General features: G+C 65.2%; 13 protein-coding genes. 6 read left to right on the top strand and 7 right to left on the bottom strand.

From position 1 onward, the window contains the following. Positions 1–101: 101 nt before the first annotated feature. The 5 genes from QRN45_RS17670 to QRN45_RS17690 all read right to left on the bottom strand — a co-directional run bounded on the left by QRN45_RS17670 (position 102) and on the right by QRN45_RS17690 (position 7,467). A complete protein-coding gene (locus QRN45_RS17670; protein WP_284764173.1) occupies positions 102–2,936 on the bottom strand; it encodes a molybdopterin-dependent oxidoreductase in 2,835 nt (944 codons plus the stop codon). Between the two features lie 2 nt (positions 2,937–2,938). Beyond that, positions 2,939–3,892, bottom strand: coding sequence for an FAD binding domain-containing protein (locus QRN45_RS17675; RefSeq protein ID WP_241710307.1), 954 nt, complete (start codon positions 3,890–3,892; stop codon positions 2,939–2,941). Continuing rightward, positions 3,883–5,079, bottom strand: coding sequence for an XdhC family protein (locus QRN45_RS17680; RefSeq protein ID WP_241710306.1), 1,197 nt, complete (start codon positions 5,077–5,079; stop codon positions 3,883–3,885). Before QRN45_RS17680 ends, QRN45_RS17675 begins: the two co-directional genes overlap by 10 nt. A gap of 306 nt (positions 5,080–5,385) precedes the next feature. Next, on the bottom strand, positions 5,386–6,957 hold the full coding sequence (locus tag QRN45_RS17685) for an NCS2 family permease (protein ID WP_241710305.1): 1,572 nt from the start codon (positions 6,955–6,957) through the stop codon (positions 5,386–5,388). Positions 6,958–6,972: 15 nt separating this feature from the next. Beyond that, positions 6,973–7,467: a nucleoside deaminase gene (locus tag QRN45_RS17690; RefSeq protein WP_241710304.1), complete on the bottom strand. Its 495-nt coding sequence runs from the start codon at positions 7,465–7,467 to the stop codon at positions 6,973–6,975. A 397-nt stretch (positions 7,468–7,864) separates the two neighbouring features. On the opposite strand from QRN45_RS17690, the gene QRN45_RS17695 reads away from it, so the two are divergent. Beyond that, positions 7,865–9,268, top strand: coding sequence for an 8-oxoguanine deaminase (locus QRN45_RS17695; protein ID WP_241710303.1), 1,404 nt, complete (start codon positions 7,865–7,867; stop codon positions 9,266–9,268). A gap of 34 nt (positions 9,269–9,302) precedes the next feature. Continuing rightward, complete coding sequence (locus QRN45_RS17700; protein WP_284764174.1) at positions 9,303–10,076, top strand: DUF2510 domain-containing protein; 774 nt, start codon at positions 9,303–9,305, stop codon at positions 10,074–10,076. A gap of 123 nt (positions 10,077–10,199) precedes the next feature. On the opposite strand, the gene QRN45_RS17705 is transcribed toward QRN45_RS17700, so the two are convergent. Beyond that, positions 10,200–10,376, bottom strand: a complete 177-nt coding sequence (locus tag QRN45_RS17705) for a hypothetical protein (RefSeq protein WP_171983492.1) — start codon at positions 10,374–10,376, stop codon at positions 10,200–10,202. A 414-nt stretch (positions 10,377–10,790) separates the two neighbouring features. On the opposite strand from QRN45_RS17705, the gene pucL reads away from it, so the two are divergent. Both pucL and QRN45_RS17715 read left to right on the top strand, forming a co-directional pair. Next, entirely contained in the window at positions 10,791–11,705 is a 915-nt protein-coding gene (pucL, locus tag QRN45_RS17710) for a factor-independent urate hydroxylase (protein ID WP_241710301.1), read from the top strand. 161 nt (positions 11,706–11,866) lie between these two features. Continuing rightward, complete coding sequence (locus QRN45_RS17715) at positions 11,867–13,357, top strand: nucleobase:cation symporter-2 family protein (protein WP_078107589.1); 1,491 nt, start codon at positions 11,867–11,869, stop codon at positions 13,355–13,357. A gap of 207 nt (positions 13,358–13,564) precedes the next feature. Here QRN45_RS17715 and QRN45_RS17720 read toward each other — a convergent pair whose 3' ends face one another. Beyond that, positions 13,565–14,320 carry an IclR family transcriptional regulator gene (locus QRN45_RS17720; protein WP_078107586.1) on the bottom strand — a complete coding sequence of 252 codons (756 nt, stop codon included), beginning with the start codon at positions 14,318–14,320 and terminating at the stop codon, positions 13,565–13,567. 211 nt (positions 14,321–14,531) lie between these two features. Between QRN45_RS17720 and QRN45_RS17725 the strand changes: the two genes are divergently transcribed. Both QRN45_RS17725 and aceB read left to right on the top strand, forming a co-directional pair. Next, positions 14,532–15,956, top strand: coding sequence for an NAD-dependent malic enzyme (locus QRN45_RS17725; RefSeq protein WP_078107585.1), 1,425 nt, complete (start codon positions 14,532–14,534; stop codon positions 15,954–15,956). A 14-nt stretch (positions 15,957–15,970) separates the two neighbouring features. Then, positions 15,971–17,566 carry a malate synthase A gene (gene aceB, locus QRN45_RS17730; protein WP_241710300.1) on the top strand — a complete coding sequence of 532 codons (1,596 nt, stop codon included), beginning with the start codon at positions 15,971–15,973 and terminating at the stop codon, positions 17,564–17,566. The last annotated feature ends 1 nt before the right edge of the window (position 17,567 follow it).

Below are 17,567 nucleotides of genomic sequence, written 5' to 3' on the forward strand. Positions count from 1 at the left end.
ACAACCAGGAGCCGCTCATCCATGCCTCTTGACAACCAGACCCACATATCAGCTCCCCAACTGACTCGCAGTAGATGCCGTTATGAGGCCCCAAAACGACATCAAATGCGAGTCAGTTGGGTGGGGGTGGAGGCGTCGGCGTCCTTCAGCGCCAGGTAGATCTTGTCCCGGGCGATGGGGAGCGCCGCGAACCTCACCCCGGTAGCGTTCCGGATGGCGTTGGCCAGCGCAGGCGCCACGGGGTTGAACGGGCTCTCGCTCATCGACTTCGCGCCGAGCGGCCCCATCTGGTCGTTCGTTTTCGCGAAGTACACCTCGCTGCGCGGCACGTCCGCGAAGGAAGGGATGTGGTACTGCCGCAGGATGTCGGTAGTGACCTTGCCTGCGTCGTTCACGCGGACTTCCTCATACAGTGCGACACCCAGTGCCTGGGCGATTCCGCCTTCCACCTGGCCGCGGCATTGCCGTGGATTGACCACGACTCCGGCATCGGCCGCCTGCACACTCTGCAGGATCCTCAGCTCCCCCGTGCCTGTATTCACGGCAACGCGGAATCCGTGGACGTTGAACGCGACCGAACGCGGGGTCCCTCCCCAACGCCCTTCGGCTACGGGTTCAACGCCCTGCTGCCGCGCGGCGTCGTACACCTCGGTGAAGGGAACCAGCCGCGAACCGCAGCGCACGGCGCCGTCCTCGAGCACGCAGTCCGCCTCCGGCACACCGGCAACCTCGGCCGCCACCGCCCGGATCCGGAGCGCGAGCTCCTGCGCCGCGAGCAAGGTCGCTTGCCCCGCCACCACGGTTCCTGCGGAGCCGAACGCGCCGGTATCGTGCTCCACGAGGTCCGTATCGGACTGGCGAACGGCCACGTTCGACGCCGTCGTGGACAGGGCGGTTGCCGCCAGTTGGGCGTGGACCGTGGTGGTGCCGTTGCCGAACTCGGCGGTCCCGACGGCGGCGTCGAACGTCCCGTCCGGCAGGAGCCTGAGGCGCGTGTGGGCGAAGTGCCCTCGAGGCGGAACGGTGTCGATCATGGACAGCGCGGAACCGACGCCCGTGACCCACCCCGGGCCGAAGTTGTCGAGGCCGGCATCCCGGTAGCGTTTCTCGCCCCGCTCGAGGGCATCCCGCACCAGAGCCACGCACTGGTCCAGTCCGTAACTCCCGTAGAAGACGTCCTCCTCCGGTTCCGGGTGCGTGGACAGCATGTGGTCCCCCGGCCGGACCATGTTCTTGAGGCGGAAGTCCAAGGGGTCCATGCCGATTCCCACGGCGAGTTCATCCATGGCGGACTCAATCGCGAAGATCATCTGGCTCAACCCGTAACCACGGAAGGCACCGGCCGGGACCGTGTTGGTGTACACGGCCTGGGCATCCACCTTCTTGTTGTCGCAGTTGTAGACGGCCAAGGACTCGCCGCAACCGTGGAACATCACTCCGGGCGCGTGGTTTCCGTACGCACCGGTGTTGGTGACCACGTCCACCCTCATCGCGGTCAAGTGGCCGTCCCTGCTGGCTCCGGCTTTGACCTTGATGGTGAAGGGGTGGCGAGTGGTGGTTGCGGTGAACTGTTCGGTGCGGGTGAACTCCACTTGGACGGGCCGGCGCAGCTTGAGCGCCGCCATGGCCACGAGGTCCTCGGTGAGCACTTCCTGCTTGCCGCCGAACCCGCCGCCCACGCGGCCGGCCACCACGCGGATGCGGTCTTCGGGAAGATCGAACACGCGGGCAAGAGTGCGCCGGACCAGGAACGGGACCTGGCTGGAGGAACGCACCATGAGCCGGTCCTCCCCTGGGTTCTCTGAGGGCTCCACCCATGCGATGGAGCAGTGCGTTTCCATGGCGACGTGCTGCACCCGCTGGGTCTGGTACGTGTTCTCGTGGATGAAGTCGGCCGCCGCGAATCCGGCTTCGACGTTCCCCAGCTCGGAGTGGACCTCCGCCACGACGTTGTTCTGCGGGCGGGAAATCCGGGCCGTTTCTCCGTCCTTCTCCCCATGGATCGCGGGCGCACCGGGCAGCAATGCGTCCTGCGGCGAGAAGACAGCGTCCAGGAGTTCGTACTCCACTTTGATGGCCCGGGCCCCGGCTTCGGCTGCGCCCACCGATTCGGCGACGACGGCGGCAACCCGCTGGCCGATGAAGCGCACCACGTCGTCGAGGACGCGGGTGTCGTCGGGATCATCGGTGTAAAGCTCGTGCTGGGCCGTCGAGAACAACCGGTCCGGCGCGTCCTCATGCGTGAAGACCGCGACGACGCCGGGTACCTGGAGGGCCGTCGTCGTGTCGATGGAAATAATCCGGGCATGCGCGTGCGGCGAGCGCAGCAGTTTGAGGTGCAGCAGACCCGGGAGCTGTTCTGCCGGGATGTCGAGGGTGTAGCGGGCGGTGCCGGTGACGACGGCGTGCCCCGCCGGGGCGGGTACGTTGTCGCCGAGCTGCCCGGAGCCCTTGGCGACTGCGGCGGAACCGGCTGGCGCGCCGGAGCACGCCACGCCGCCGTCGGGCGCGTGACTGCCACAGACCGCGTCCGCGATCGAGCGGTAGCCTGTGCAGCGGCACAGGTTTCCCTTGAGGTTTCGCGGGAGGTTCGCCTTCTGTTCCTCGTCGAAGGTGGCGGCGGTCATCATCATGCCGGCCGTGCAGAAGCCGCACTGGAAGCCCTGGTTTTCCAGGAACTTTTCCTGGACCGAGTGCAGCTCGCCCTCGCTGGAGAGCCCCTCGATGGTGGTGACCGAGTGGCCTTCGGCGCGGACGGCCGGGTAGATGCAACTGTGCACGGGTTTACCGTCCACGTGGACGGTGCACGCGCCGCAGTCGCCGCCGTCGCACCCTTTCTTGACGCCGAAGTTGCCCTGTTCGCGGAGGAACGTCCGAAGGCACTGGCCCGGGCGGGGTGCGGCCTCGGCGGCTGTTCCGTTGATCTCGATTGCCATGCTCAGGCCTCCTTCTGCTGCTCGGTGCTGAATTCAGGTTGCGTGGACGGTTGCGGCGACGTGGCATGCGGCGGCCAGAAATCGCCCGATACGGTGGGCGGTCCGTCTGGAACCGGATCGAGCAACTCGGAGCGGATCTCCTCGGCCAGGCGAAGGGTCATGTCGCGGCGCCATTCCGGGAGCCCGTGGATGTCGTCGTGGTACAGCTCCGCAGGGATTGAATGCCCGACGGCGGCGGCCAGCCGCTCGGCGTCGGGCAACTCCGCTGCGGCGAACCGCAGTTGCCCGGGCCGTTTGGTCGCGGCGGTGACGCTGAGGACCAGGCCGCCGTCGGCGTCGAGCCTTCCGATCAGCAGCACCCCGGATCGCCCGAGGTTGCTCAGCGAGAGTCGGCGGAAGGCCACCCTCCCCGCCAAGGCCGACGCCGGCAGGTGGATGCTGCGCAGGAGCTCGCCGGGTGCCAGGCAGTTTTTCCCGTCCCCGGTGACGAACTCGGCCACCGGAACAGTTCGGCTGCTGCCGTGGCGTCCGAGGATGGTGGCCTTGGCATCCAGGCCGGCGCACAGCGAAATCATCGGCCCGGCCGGGAGCGAAGTGCACACGTTGCCGCCAACGGTGGACATGTTCCACACCTTGAAGGACGCAACGAAAGAGTCGCAGCAAGGCCGGAAAAGATCCAGTCCCGGCCAGTTCCGGCCGGCCACGGCGTCGGACACGGGCACAGCGTAGAGCTCGGCGATGGTGCAGGTGGCGGCCAGCTCAATGCCGGCGTCGCTCACGGTGACGGCGGGCCAGCCTGCTTGCCCCAGATCGAGCAGCCGTTTGAGGGGTTCTTCGCTGCCCACCGGGCTGCCGTAGGAAAACAGGACCGTGCCGCCGGCAAGCCAGGCATCGCCGTCGCGCCACTGGCCTGGATCCGTGGTGGCAACCACAGACTCGATGGTGTTCATGTCCATGGGGTCACCTTGCTTTGTTCGAGGGTGTTGGTCTGATGGATCGGTCCCGTTCCGTCTTTGAGCGAACCCCGGGCGGAGGCCGGGTGCGGAGCGCGGGATGCGAGGATTTCGGCGGTAATGGAAACGGCCACTTCGGCGGGAGTGACCGCGCCCAGATCCAGTCCGATCGGCGAATGAAGGCGTTCGAGGGCCTCGGCCGGGACGCCGCAGTCCAGCAGTCCGTCGATCCGCTGGCGGTGGCTGCGCCTCGAACCCATGGCTCCCACATAGGCGAGATCCAAATCCAGGGCGGTTTCCAGCAGCGGAATGTCGAACTTGGGATCGTGGGTCAACACGCACACGACCGTGCGGGAATCGATCCGGTCCGCGGCTGCTTCCGCGGCAAGGTAGCGGTGCGGCCAGTCGGTGACCAGGCGGTCGGCGGCAAGGAATCGGCCCTGGCTCGAAAAGGCAGGCCGCGCATCGCACAAAGTGACGTCGTAACCCAGGAGTTTCCCGGCGGGGAGCAATGCAGCGCCGAAGTCGTTGGCGCCAAAGATCAACATCCGGGCTGCGGGCAAGCGGCTTTCCACGAAGAGGGTAAGGGGTTCGGCTTCCACCGCTGAGCCCGCGCAGCCCTCGGCCGGAGCGAGCCGCACCAAGCCCGCACGGCCTCCATGCAGGAGTGGTTCGAGCTGGACCGCGGCCGCGCGGATCACGGCGTCATCCCCGCCGAGAAGGGCCGAAAGTTCCCGTGAACCTGCGGCGGAAAAACCCGCCGGATCAGGAACGACGACGGCGCCTCCCGCCGCGTCGAGCCTGCGGATGAGTGCCAGGGAAGAGCCACCGGCGCTGTTCAGGAGTGCCAGGTCAAGCCCGGCGGCGCTGGTTGATTGGATTGGCTGGATGTGGACTTCCAACTCGCCACCGCAGGTGAGTCCGACGGCGAACGCGTCCTCGGCACTGTAGCCGAACCACTCGAGGCGGCTGCCGCCGTCGTGCATTGCTTGAAGGGCGGCCTCCACCACGGCGCCTTCCACGCAGCCTCCGGAGAGGCTGCCAAGCACGTCGCCGTATTCGGAAACCAGCATTGATGTGCCGAGGGGCCGGGGCACGGAGCCTCCCGCGGCCACGATGGTGGCGACGGCGCACCGTTGGCCGGATACAGCGGGCCGCCAGGTGCCCAGCGAGGGCATCAAATCCAGCATGGCAACACCTCCATAACCGAGGTCCCGGACCGGAAACCCGCCCGGGGCAGTGTGCGATCTTGCCTCATATTCTCATTCCTTGCGTCGGTACAGGAGAGCTTCGGGTAAACAGGCACCCCGTTGCGTAAAGAGGACCGGGGCGGGCCTCTCATTTCCCGCCCCGGTCCTTGGCGGAGCGGCCGCATCTCGCCGCCGCCCGCCGTCGTCGTCCGCGTTGTGCGGGTGGTGACGATCGGCGGACGCCTATTCATTGCGGTGACTTGCGGCCGGACCGCCGTCTCAATGGCCGGCTACGCTCCTGGCCGGCTACCCTCCCATGAGCGTGCTGATCGGGCCGCGGGCGAAGTAGATCAAGAAGCCCACGGTCACTACCCACATGAGCGGATGGACTTTCTTGCCCTTCCCTGCTGCCGAATGGATCACGGCCCAGGAGATGAATCCGACGCCGATGCCGTTGGCGATGGAGTACGTCAGCGGCATGGTGACGATGGTGAGGAAGGCGGGCAGGGCCACGGAGAACTTGGAGAACTTGATCTCGCGGATCTGCGCCATCATCATGGCACCCACGACTACCAACGCCGCGGCTGCGACCTCGAGCGGAACCACGCTGGTGAGCGGGGTCAGGAACATCGAGCCCAGGAACAGCAGCCCGGTGACTACCGACGCCAGGCCGGTACGGGCTCCTTCGCCAATGCCGGCCGCGGAGTCGATGTACACGGTGTTGGACGAGCCCGACGTCGCGCCGCCGGCTACCGCGCCCAGGCCTTCGACGATGAAGGCCGACTTGAGCTTGGGGAACGTCCCGTCCTTGTAGGCCACCCCGGCGCTCTTGGCGAGGCCGGTCATGGTACCCATGGCGTCGAAGAAGTTGGTGAACACCAGGGTGAACACCAGCATCGTGGCCGCCAGGCCGCCGATCCTCGAGAACGAACCGAAGAGGTCGAAGTGGCCCACCAGGCTGAAGTCCGGGGCGGAAACCAACTGGCCGGACAGTACCGGGGTGTTGAGGTGCCAGCCACCGGGATTGGCGGCGCTGCCAGGCCCGATGTGCATGACGGCCTCGACGACGGCGGCGAGGACCGTGGTGGCGACGATTCCGATCAGGAGGCCGCCTTGGATCTTGCGGGCCACGAGGATTCCCATGACCAGCAGACCGACAATGAAAACAAGGGTTGGTATTGAGGTGATGGAACCATCGGTGCCGAGCTGGACCGGCGGCCCGCCTTTCGTGGGGCGGACGAAGCCGGAATCGACGAAGCCGATGAAGGCGATGAACAGGCCGATGCCAACGGTGATGGCGGCCTTGAGTTCCTTGGGCACAGCCTTGAAGATCGCGGTCCGGGCACCTGTGACACCGAACAGGACAATCAGGATGCCGTTGATGACCACCAGGCCCATGGCTTCCGGCCAGGTTACTTCGTGGATGACGGCTACGGCGAGGAACGAGTTGATTCCCAGGCCCGCGGCGAGCCCGAACGGCAGGTTCGCGATCAGGCCGAAGAGGACCGTCATGACGCCGGCGGTCAGGCCGGTGACTGCCCCGACCTGCGCCGCGGACAACCATCCGCCGGCCACGTCCGTGGGTGCGTTCTGGGCGGAGAATCCCCCCAGGATCAGTGGGTTGAGGATAACGATGTAGGCCATCGTGAAGAACGTGACGATGCCGCCGCGGAATTCGCGGGCCAGCGTGGAGCCACGCTTGGTGATCTGGAAGAAACGATCCAGGAAGGAGTTCGACGCCGGGGGCTTGGGGCTGCTGCCCCGCCGTGCCAGTCCGGTTGCCGTGTGCTTTTCGCGTGCCTCTGTCTGCCCTGCGCCGGAAGGCGCAGCCTGCTTTTCAGTTGCCGTTCGCATTTCTGCGGGGTCCAGGATTGTCATTTTCAGCCACCGGCCCTAGTAGTCAATCCTGGAGTCAAGCGTGTTCCAGGTGTTGAACGGTTCCAGGATGGCCGGCGCCTGGGGGTCGCCCAGTTCCAGTTTGGCGACCGGCATGAGGGTATTCCGGTCGTCGTTCTCGAAGTATTCGTAGAAGACGGCGTCGTCGAAGCCGACGGACGCGGCGTCGTGCCGGTCCGCTGCGAAAACCACATTGCCGATGCGGGCCCAGAGAGCCGAGGCCAGGCACATGGGGCACGGCTCGCAGCTCGTGTAGAGAGTGGCTCCGCTGAGATCGAAGGTGCCGAGCTCGCGGCAGGCGTTGCGGATCGCGGTGACCTCGGCGTGCGCCGTGGGGTCGTTGGTAGCGGTGACCCTGTTGACGCCTTCGAAGGCGCGGCCGTCCGCAGTGACAATGACGGCGCCGAACGGCCCGCCGCTGTTGAGGACATTGGCTGTTGCCAGCTCAATGGAAGTGGCCAAGAAATGTTCGGCCGTGACGGTGGTACTCATGTGCGACTTCCTTAGTGCTGAGGAAGCCTGTAACCAGGGGGCATCTGAACATGACAGACCAGTGCTGCGATTACCAGGCTTCAGCATGTGCTTTTGAAGGTTTCGCCTGGTAGATAGCTTCCCGGAGTCCGGGTGCCCGCCTTTGGCAAATTGAGATTAGCACCGGAGTTGTGAGCCGCGCCATAGTTTCTGGAAAAAAAGTTTCAACATGTGAAATTCCAGCTTGGTGGCGGGCAGGTGGCTGGGCGAGCGCCGGGCTTGGGCGCCGGTCACATTGACGCACTTCGGGGAGCCACCTACGCTGGGTGCCACCGGCAGGATTGACCTCCGGAACCTGGATCAGCAGACAGGAACCACTGAGCTGGAACGCAACTACGCCGACCAGACAAGGATCCCCGTGTCCCCGACATCCGTTTTCCAGCCAACCACTCCCGCAACAGACCCGGCCTCTTCCCGGCTCTGGATCAAGAATCCCCTCGCAGTGTTCACCGCCAACGGCCTCGACGCCCGCGGCGGCATCGTGGTCAGCGATGGGAAAATCGCCGAGCTCGTCCCCGCAGGCAAGAGTCCATCCGCGCCGTGCCATGAAACGTTCGACGCCGGCAGCCACGTCCTGCTGCCCGGGCTCATCAACACGCACCACCACTTCTACCAAACCCTCACGAGGGCCTGGGGCCCGGTGGCCAACGCTCCCCTGTTCCCCTGGCTGCAGAACCTGTATCCCGTGTGGGCGCGGTTGACGCCGGACAGCCTCGAACTTGCCGTGAAAGTCGCGCTCGCCGAACTCCTGCTGTCCGGCTGCACCACGGCAGCCGACCACCACTACCTCTTCCCCGCGGGACTCGAGGACGCAATCGACGTCGAGGTCGGCGTCGTACGCGGACTCGGGATGCGCGCCACCCTCACCCGCGGGTCCATGACGCTGGGCGAGGACGACGGCGGACTGCCGCCGCGGTCCACCGTCCAGCGTCCGGAGGTGATCCTCGCCGACAGCGAACGGCTCATCGGGAAGTACCACGAACGCGGAGATGGGGCGGTCATCCAGATCGCCTTGGCCCCCTGCTCGCCGTTCTCGGTGACTAGGGAGATCATGGCCGAGAGCGCCGCCATGGCCGAACGGCTGGATGTCCGGCTCCACACGCACCTCGCGGAAACCATCGACGAGGAAGATTTCTGCCGCGAGATGTTCGGACTGCGCACCGTGGACTATTTGGAGAGCGTCGGGTGGCTCGGAAAGCGCACCTGGCTTGGCCACGGCATCCATTTCGACGACGACGAGATCGCCCGGCTGGGTGCCGCGGGCACCGCCGTCGCGCATTGCCCGACGTCGAACATGCGGCTCGCGTCCGGCACCGCGCGGGTGCTGGAACTTGAGGCCGCCGGGGTTCCGGTGGGGCTGGGAGTGGACGGTTCGGCGTCGAACGATGCCTCCAACATGGTCCTCGAAGCGCGGCAAGCGTTGTACCTGCAGCGGCTGCGCTACGGCGCGGACGTCCCGGTGGAGCGGGCGCTCGGCTGGGCGACGCGGGGGTCCGCCGCAGTGTTGGGGCGCACGGACATCGGCCAGATTGCGCCCGGCATGCAGGCAGACCTTGCCATGTTCACGCTTGACGGGCTGCGCTTCTCCGGCAGCCACGATCCCATCGCGGCCTTGCTGCTCTGCGCCGCGGACCGCGCCGACCGTGTGATGGTGGGTGGAAAATGGCGCGTTGTGGACGGGCAGATTCCCGGCCTGGACATCCCGGAACTTATTGCCAAACACTCAGCCGCCGCACAGAAAATCATCAGGGCTTCGGAGTAGCCTCTCGATTAGGTCGTAGATCAGGAGGCACATCATGACCGTCCCCCAGCACAACACGCCGACTCCTCCAGGTTGGTACCCGGACCCCTCGGGCTCCGGGCAACTACGGTGGTGGGACGGCAACGCCTGGACCGGGAACGCGTGGAACCCACCGGCTCAGGCCGGCGCAGGTCAGGCGGGCGCAGGTCAGGCCGGCGCGGCTCAGGCGGGCGCGGCTCAGGCCGGCGCAGCGTGGCCCCCGGCCGCGAGGTCCGGGCAATACGGCGGAACGGGGCAGTACGGGGGACCCGGGCAATACGGCGGAACGGGGCACTACATGGGACCTGTCCAGTCCGCGCCGCGCCCGGAAATCAGCAAGCAGACCCCGGTCTACAATCCGTTCATCTGGCTCGTCACGCTGCTGCCTGTGATCACGCTGATCATCCTGCTGCTCTGGAACCCGGTCTTCCACGTGAGGTACGTCGGTGCCCGCCGCGTACCGACCCTCGATCCCAGCGCATTCAGCGTTCCATATTTCCTGCTCGTTATTTCAGCCTGGCTCATCTACGGAGTCAGCGTTCTCTTGTCCTACCTCGACTGGCAAAAGCTCCAAAGGGACGGGGTAGTCCGCCCCTTCCACTGGGCATGGGCCTTCCTGGGCGCCGGAGTCTACGTGGTAGGCCGTTCAGTGATCGTCCACAAGGTCGCCCCGCAGCGAGGGCTCGCACCGGTTTGGGCACTGATTGGCCTGACTGCACTGAGCTTGATCCTGGTGTCGGTCAAAGCGGGCTCGATCGTTTCCACCCTCGCCAAGGCCATGCAAATGTAGCTTCGCCGGACGGATTTTCCATCGCACGACGCAAAACGGCGGGAGGCACGACCCCTGAGGGGCCGTGCCGCCCGCCTTTTTTGGCTCTGTTGCGCAGAGTCCTTCATCCCCGGGGCAGGAGCCCTAGGAACGCTGGCGGCCGAATACCGGGAGGGCGCGCAGCCAGCGGGAGAACGTCCCGGGCATACGGTCACAATCGGCCGGAATGTAGAAGTCGGGATCCGTGGCGCCGAACGGCAGGTACAGTTCCTGGCCGGGCGCCGGGAAGTCCACGACGTTGTTCTTATCCTGCGAGTCCATCTGTCCTCCTGTTTCATGCGCTCAAGTTCTCCGTGGCGATGTGGCTCTTCTCAGTTGAACTTCCACATACTGGAAAACAGTTTTTGTTATATGGAAATCGTAAGGGGGATTCCGGAACCGCGTCAAGGGGTGCCCAAGAGGCACGCCATCGCCGCCACCCGCCGTCGGTCACAATCGGAAAGTAGATAACGATTCTTCGGAAGTGATGTACACCACTGGCAAACGTGGGCTACGCTTTCTTCAATTCGTGGCGCAGGTCACGTAACCTGGGAGCAGCAGGCAGGGTCGTAATGAGCTGGCATCAACGGATGCCGGCTCTTTTTTTGTTGGGTCGGCTCCACCAGAAACGCGTATGAAACACGCGCTTAATTTCATTGGTGGACCTTAGTGGTTCCACCTCATAGAAGTTGGGATATGACCATGAGCAACAACATCGTCCTCGGCGACAACCAGTACGGCAAGGCAGAAGTCCGCGTCGTCAAAGTCACCCGCGACACCGACCGCCACCAGATCGAAGACCTCAACGTCACCTCGCAGTTGCGGGGCGACTTCCAGGCTGCGCACCTCCAGGGCGACAACGCACACGTCGTCGCCACGGACACCCAGAAGAACACCGTCTACGCCTTTGCCCGCGAGGGCATCGGCTCCCCTGAAGCCTTCCTCCTGCGCCTGAGCGAACACTTCACCTCAAGCTTCGAGTGGGTCACCGGCGGCCGTTGGGAAGCCGAGGCCTACACCTGGGACCGCATCCAGGCACACGGCTCCGAACACGACCACAGCTTTGTCCGCAAGGGGCAGGAAGTCCGCACCGCCGTCGTGGTCCGGGAAGGCAACACCACGCACGTCATCTCGGGCCTCAAGGACCTGACCGTCCTCAAGACCACGCAGTCCGGCTTCGTGGGCTACCCCCGCGACCGCTACACCACGCTGCCCGAGACCACGGACCGCATCCTGGCCACCGATGTCTCGGCCCGCTGGCGCTACAGCACCGGCCTTGACGTCGCCGGGACCGACTTCAACAAGAGCTACGAAGACATCAAGGCCCTGCTTCTGGAAGGCTTCACGGAGAACTACTCCCACGCTCTGCAGCAGACCCTGTTCGACATGGGCAAGAAGGTGCTCGAAGCCCATAGCGAAGTGGACGAGATCAAGTTCTCCATGCCCAACAAGCACCACTTCCTGGTGGACCTTAGCCCGTTCGGCCTCGACAACCCCAACGAGGTCTTCTTTGCCGCCGACCGCCCGTACGGCTTGATCGAAGCCACGGTCCAGCGCGACAACACCACACCTGCCCCGGCTGCGTGGAACGGCATCGCCGGCTTCTGCTAAGCCCCCAGGTACCCGCCCAACTGGCTCGCAGTAAGTGTCGTTTTGGACCCTCAAAACGACATCAAATGCGAGTCAGTTGGGCAGCCATACCCAAAACCACATTGTTAGCCAGACAAAGTTAGCCAGACAAAGACGTCTGCCATGAACCAAGAGAGTCTGCCATGAACACGAAGAAGAAATCCCGCCCCGCAGAGTCCGGGCCGGCCCGACCCGAGGACAAGCGCCTCTCGCTCGGAAGCACGTTCGCCTACGGCTTCCAGCACGTCTTGACCATGTACGGCGGCATCATCGCCCCGCCGCTCATCATCGGAGCCGCCGCAGGCATGTCCTCGCAGGACATCGGCCTCCTGATCGCGGCCTGCTTGTTTGTGGGTGGCCTCGCGACCATCCTGCAGACGGTCGGCATCCCGTTCTTCGGATCGCAACTGCCACTGGTCCAGGGCGTGTCCTTCGCCGGCGTCTCCACCATGGTGGCGATCGTCAACGGCGGGGGCGGGATCCAGGCGGTGTTCGGCTCTGTCATGGTGGCCTCCCTCATCGGCCTGCTGATCACACCCCTTTTCTCAAAGATCATCAAGTTCTTCCCACCGGTAGTCACGGGTACTGTCATCACCACCATCGGGCTGACGCTCATGCCCGTCGCGGCCAACTGGGCCATGGGCGGCAACAGCGCCGCACCCAACTACGGAAGCGTGGCGAACATCGGCCTCGCGGCGGCCACTATGGGCATCGTCCTGCTCCTGAGCAAGATCGGCAACGCGGCCATCTCCCGCCTGTCCATCCTCCTGGCCATGGTCATCGGAACCGTCATCGCCCTCGCTACGGGCATGGCCGATTTCTCCAAGATCGGCCAAGGTCCGGTGGTGGCTTTCCCTACGCCTTTCGCGTTCGGTGCACCCACCTTCGAGATCGCTTCCATCGTTTCGATGCTGATCGTCATCCTCGTCACCTTGACCGAAACCTCGGCTGACATCATCGCCGTCGGGGAAATCGTGGAAACCAAAGTCGATTCACGCCGTATCGGCAACGGCCTCCGGGCGGACATGCTCTCCAGCGCCATCTCGCCGATCTTCAATTCCTTCACCCAGAGCGCCTTCGCCCAGAACGTCGGCCTTGTAGCCATCACCGGCATCAAGAGCCGCTTCGTGGTCAGCGCCGGCGGGTTCATCCTGGTGATCCTCGGCCTGCTGCCCGTCCTCGGGCGAGTTGTCGCAGCAGTTCCCACGCCGGTCCTGGGCGGCGCCGGCGTCGTACTCTTTGGAACCGTGGCCGCCAGCGGCATCCGGACGCTCTCCAAGGTGGAGTACCGCAACAACATGAACCTGATCATCGTGGCGGCGTCCATCGGCTTTGGCATGATCCCGATCGCGGCCCCGAAGTTCTACGACCAGTTCCCGGCGTGGTTCTCCACGATCTTCCACTCGGGCATCAGCTCGGCCGCGCTCATGGCCATCCTGCTGAACGTGCTCTTCAACCACCTCAAGGCCGGCAACTCGGACAACCAGTCCGTGTTCGTGGCAGGAACGGGCCGCGTGGTCAGCGAAGCGGACATTGCCTGCCTCGCGCACGGCGACCGTTTCGAGAACGGCAAACTGATCGACGCCGAAGGCAAGGAAGTGCCGCTCAAGTCGGACAGCCCCGCCGAGCACTGACGGCCCTCCTCCGACGCCCGCTCACGTATATGGGCTGTTTTTGAGACCCTCGCTCACATGAAGAACTGCTCCCCGGAAATTGGACTGAGAATTTCAGTTCCGATTTCCGGGGAGCAGTTGTGTTGATGCAACTTGTTCAAGGAGCGTAAGTGAGCGAGCGTCCGCCCGAACCCCCACATAGGTGAGCGAGCGAGCGTCCGGGACGGGTTAGTTCTGGTTCAGCTCGGCCGAGATTGCCAGGGCTGCCTCGCGCAGGAGCGGCACGGCGCGGTCGGCAAAGTGCTGGTCCACGCGGGACACCGGTCCGGACACGGAAATGGCGGTAGGCGTCGGAGCGTTGGGGACGGCCATCGCGAAGCAACGGACGCCGATCTCCTGCTCTTCTTCGTCGATCGAGTAGCCTCGTTCGCGGATCCGGTCGAGATCGGCGAGCAGGGAGTCGATGTCCCCGATGCTCTTGGCCGTGGGGGTCGGCATTCCCGTGCGGGCCACGATCCCGCGGACCACCTCGTCGTCGAGCTGGGCCAGGATAGCCTTCCCGACGCCGGTGTCGTGCGTGTGTGCGCGGCGGCCCACCTCGGTGAACATGCGCATCGAGTGCAACGACGGAACCTGGGCCACGTAAATGACCATGTCGGAATCCAGCACGGCCATGTTGGACGTTTCGCCGAGCCGGTCCACGAGGGACTTCAGCTGGGGGCGGGCCAAGGCTCCGAGTTGCTTGTTGGCGCCTTCGCCAAGCCGGATGAGGCGGGGGCCCAGCGCGTAACGACGATTGGGCAGCTGCCGGATGTAGCCGAGGGACACCAAGGTGCGCAGCAGGCGGTGGATGGTGGGGAGCGGCAGGTCCGTCGACGACGACAGTTCGCTCAACGTGACGTCTCCGCCGGCGTCGGTGATGAGTTCCAGCAGTTCGAAGACGCGCTCGACGGACTGCACGCCTCCCGAGGGCTTTTCAGCCATTCCGTTGTCTCCTATGGCTCGGAATCCGACAACTCTTATCCGCATCGTGAAAAGAATTGCTTAGAACACTCAAGATACAGCACGCGACGCCGGAATGCTCGCTCACCAAGCGGGGCTTGTGTTTCCACTTTGTAGATAATAATATCCATAATACGAAAACATTCAGTTTGAGCGGAGGCCCGTCACGGGCCTTGTACGAGGAGGAAATTCAATGGCGAACCCGAGCCCCGGAAATTCGATCACCCTGCGCGTCGCCGCGCCGTCGAGCTTCACTGCTACGAGCGAGCTGGCCGCAGCCGTCGGCGCTGCCGGCGCAGCCGTCACCGCACTGGATGTGACCGAGTCGCACCACGACACCCTGGTTGTCGACGTCACCTGCAACACCACGGACGAAGACCACGCCAACCGCGTCAAGGACGCCCTCAACGCGCTCGACGGCGTCACGGTCCAGCACGTCTCGGACCGCACTTTCCTCATGCACCTGGGCGGCAAGCTCGAGGTCGTCCCGAAGGTGGCCCTGCGCAACCGCGACGACCTTTCGCGCGCCTACACCCCCGGCGTCGCACGCGTTTGCCTCGCCATCGCCGAGGACCCGGCCGCTGCACGCAACCTGACGGTCAAGCGCAACACGATCGCCGTCCTCACCGACGGTTCGGCCGTCCTTGGCCTGGGCAACATCGGCCCTGCCGCGGCGCTGCCTGTCATGGAGGGCAAGGCCGCACTGTTCAAGCAGTTCGCCAACGTCGATGCCTGGCCGGTCTGCCTGGACACCCAGGACACTGAAGAAATCATCATGATCGCCAAGGCCATGGCCCCCGTCTACGGGGGTATCAACCTTGAAGACATCGCAGCCCCGCGCTGCTTCGAAATCGAGAAGCGGCTCCGCGACGAGCTGGACATCCCCGTCTTCCACGACGACCAGCACGGAACCGCGATTGTCACCCTCGCGGCCCTCGTCAACGCATTGCGCGTCGTCGACAAGAAGCTGTCCGAGGTCAAGATTGTGGTTTCCGGCGTCGGTGCTGCCGGCTCGGCGATCATCCAGCTCCTCAAGGCCCAGGGCGCGCAGCACATCGTCGCCGCAGGCCGCTCCGGCGCCATCCACTCAGGCGAAAAGTACGACGACGAGCACCGTTCCTGGATTGCGGCGAACACCAACGAGGCCGGCTTCTCCGGCACGCTGCACGAAGCCCTCAAGGGTGCCGACGTGTTCATCGGCGTCAGCGCACCGCACGTTATCGGCGAAGAGCAGGTCGCCTCGATGGCCGAGGACGCAATCGTGTTCGCCATGGCCAACCCGACCCCGGAAATCGACCCGGTGATCGCGTCCAAGCACGCAGCCGTGGTCGCCACAGGCCGGAGCGACTTCCCCAACCAGATCAACAACGTGCTGGCCTTCCCGGGCTTCTTCCGCGGACTGCTCGACGCCGGAGCATCGGACATCATCCCGGAAATGCTCGTGGCCGCCGCAGAGGCTATCGCCAACCGGGTCGCAGATGATGAACTGAATGCGAGCTACATTATCCCCAGCGTCTTCGACCCCCACGTTGCAGCCGACGTCGCCGCAGCCGTAGCCAATGCAGCCAACGCGGCAAACGCGCGGCAGCAGCAAACGCAGGCCACCAGCGCTCTCTAGGAAAGGACCATCCCATGGCTCTCACAGTCACAGACCCCCGGCCGATCGAACGAGCCGAGGAGATCCTGACTCCCAAGGCGCTGGCCTTCGTGGAGGAACTGCACCGCCGTTTCGCGGGCACCCGCACCGAACTCCTCGCGGCCCGCGTCGCCAAGCGCGAAGAAGTGGCCCGTACCGGCCGCCTCGACTTCCTGCCCGAAACGCAGGACATCCGCGACGGCGACTGGAAGGTCGCCGAAGCACCCAAGGCATTGCAGGACCGCCGGGTCGAGATGACCGGCCCGGCCTCCCCTGCCAAGATGGCCATCAACGCCCTGAACTCCGGCGCCAAGGTATGGCTCGCCGACCTCGAAGACGCCAGCACGCCGACGTGGGCGAACGTCATCGATGCCATCCTGAACCTCCGCGACGCCGCCCAGGGCACCCTGAGCTACACCTCCCCGGAGGGCAAGGAATACCGGCTCCGCACGGACGCGCCGCTCGCCGTCGTCGTCGCCCGCCCCCGCGGCTGGCACATGGACGAACGGCACCTGCTGCTCGACGGCGAACCCACCGTGGGTGCGCTGGTGGACTTCGGCCTGCACTTCTTCCACGTGGCCAAGCAGCTCCTGCTCAACGGCCACGGCCCGTACTACTACCTGCCCAAGATGGAAAGCCACCTCGAGGCCAGGCTGTGGAACGACGTCTTCGTCTTCGCCCAGGACTACCTCGGCATCCCGCAGGGCAGCGTCCGCGCCACGATGCTGATCGAAACCATCCCGGCCGCCTTCGAAATGGACGAGTTCCTCTACGAACTGCGGGACCACGCGTCCGGCCTGAACGCCGGCCGTTGGGACTACCTTTTCAGCATCGTGAAGTACTTCCGCGACGCCGGCGAGTCCTTCATCCTGCCGGACCGTGCGTCCGTGGTCATGACGGCCCCGTTCATGCGCGCCTACACGGAACTGCTGGTCAAGACCTGCCACAAGCGCGGCGCTTTCGCCATGGGCGGCATGGCTGCCGTCATCCCGAACCGCCGCGAGCCCGAGGTTACTGCCCAGGCGTTCGAGAAGGTCCGCGCGGACAAGACCCGCGAGGCCAACGACGGCTTCGATGGTTCCTGGGTGGCCCACCCGGACCTCGTCTCCACGTGCCGCGAAGTGTTCGACTCGGTGCTGGGCGAGAAGCCGAACCAGCTGGACAAGCAGCGACCCGAGGTTTCCGTGACCGCCGAGCAACTGCTGGACATTTCCTCCGCCGGTGGCCACGTGACCGAGGCGGGGCTTCGCTTGAACCTCTATGTCGCCGTCGCGTACACCGCCGTGTGGCTCTCCGGCAGCGGCGCCGTTGCCATCCACAACCTCATGGAAGACGCCGCCACCGCGGAAATCTCCCGGTCCCAGGTGTGGCAGCAGATCCGCAACAAGTCCGTCCTGGCTGACACCGGCAACACGGTCACCCGCGAACTGGTGACCAAGATCCTGGGCGAAGAGACCGACCGCCTGCGCAGCGAGGTCGACGCCGAGACCTTCGGGAAGTTCTACGAGCCGGCCAGCCGCCTGATCGCGGACATCTGCCTGTCCGAGGACTACACGGACTTCCTCACCACTCCCGCCTACGAGCTGGTGTAGG

The organism is Arthrobacter sp. efr-133-R2A-63 (assembly GCF_030209795.1).
GTDB classification, from domain to species: domain Bacteria; phylum Actinomycetota; class Actinomycetes; order Actinomycetales; family Micrococcaceae; genus Arthrobacter; species Arthrobacter bambusae_A.

What these genes read in the sequence shown, in the direction of transcription:
- QRN45_RS17720 (WP_078107586.1), bottom strand. Translation starts at nt 14,320, where the DNA reads ATGGCTGAAAAGCCCTCGGGAGGCGTGCAGTCCGTCGAGCGCGTCTTC.
- QRN45_RS17670 (WP_284764173.1), bottom strand. Translation starts at nt 2,936, where the DNA reads ATGGCAATCGAGATCAACGGAACAGCCGCCGAGGCCGCACCCCGCCCG.
- QRN45_RS17685 (WP_241710305.1), bottom strand. Translation starts at nt 6,957, where the DNA reads ATGACAATCCTGGACCCCGCAGAAATGCGAACGGCAACTGAAAAGCAG.
- QRN45_RS17680 (WP_241710306.1), bottom strand. Translation starts at nt 5,079, where the DNA reads ATGCTGGATTTGATGCCCTCGCTGGGCACCTGGCGGCCCGCTGTATCC.
- QRN45_RS17715 (WP_078107589.1), top strand. Translation starts at nt 11,867, where the DNA reads ATGAACACGAAGAAGAAATCCCGCCCCGCAGAGTCCGGGCCGGCCCGA.
- pucL (WP_241710301.1), top strand. Translation starts at nt 10,791, where the DNA reads ATGACCATGAGCAACAACATCGTCCTCGGCGACAACCAGTACGGCAAG.
- QRN45_RS17675 (WP_241710307.1), bottom strand. Translation starts at nt 3,892, where the DNA reads ATGGACATGAACACCATCGAGTCTGTGGTTGCCACCACGGATCCAGGC.
- aceB (WP_241710300.1), top strand. Translation starts at nt 15,971, where the DNA reads ATGGCTCTCACAGTCACAGACCCCCGGCCGATCGAACGAGCCGAGGAG.
- QRN45_RS17690 (WP_241710304.1), bottom strand. Translation starts at nt 7,467, where the DNA reads ATGAGTACCACCGTCACGGCCGAACATTTCTTGGCCACTTCCATTGAG.
- QRN45_RS17700 (WP_284764174.1), top strand. Translation starts at nt 9,303, where the DNA reads ATGACCGTCCCCCAGCACAACACGCCGACTCCTCCAGGTTGGTACCCG.
- QRN45_RS17725 (WP_078107585.1), top strand. Translation starts at nt 14,532, where the DNA reads ATGGCGAACCCGAGCCCCGGAAATTCGATCACCCTGCGCGTCGCCGCG.
- QRN45_RS17705 (WP_171983492.1), bottom strand. Translation starts at nt 10,376, where the DNA reads ATGGACTCGCAGGATAAGAACAACGTCGTGGACTTCCCGGCGCCCGGC.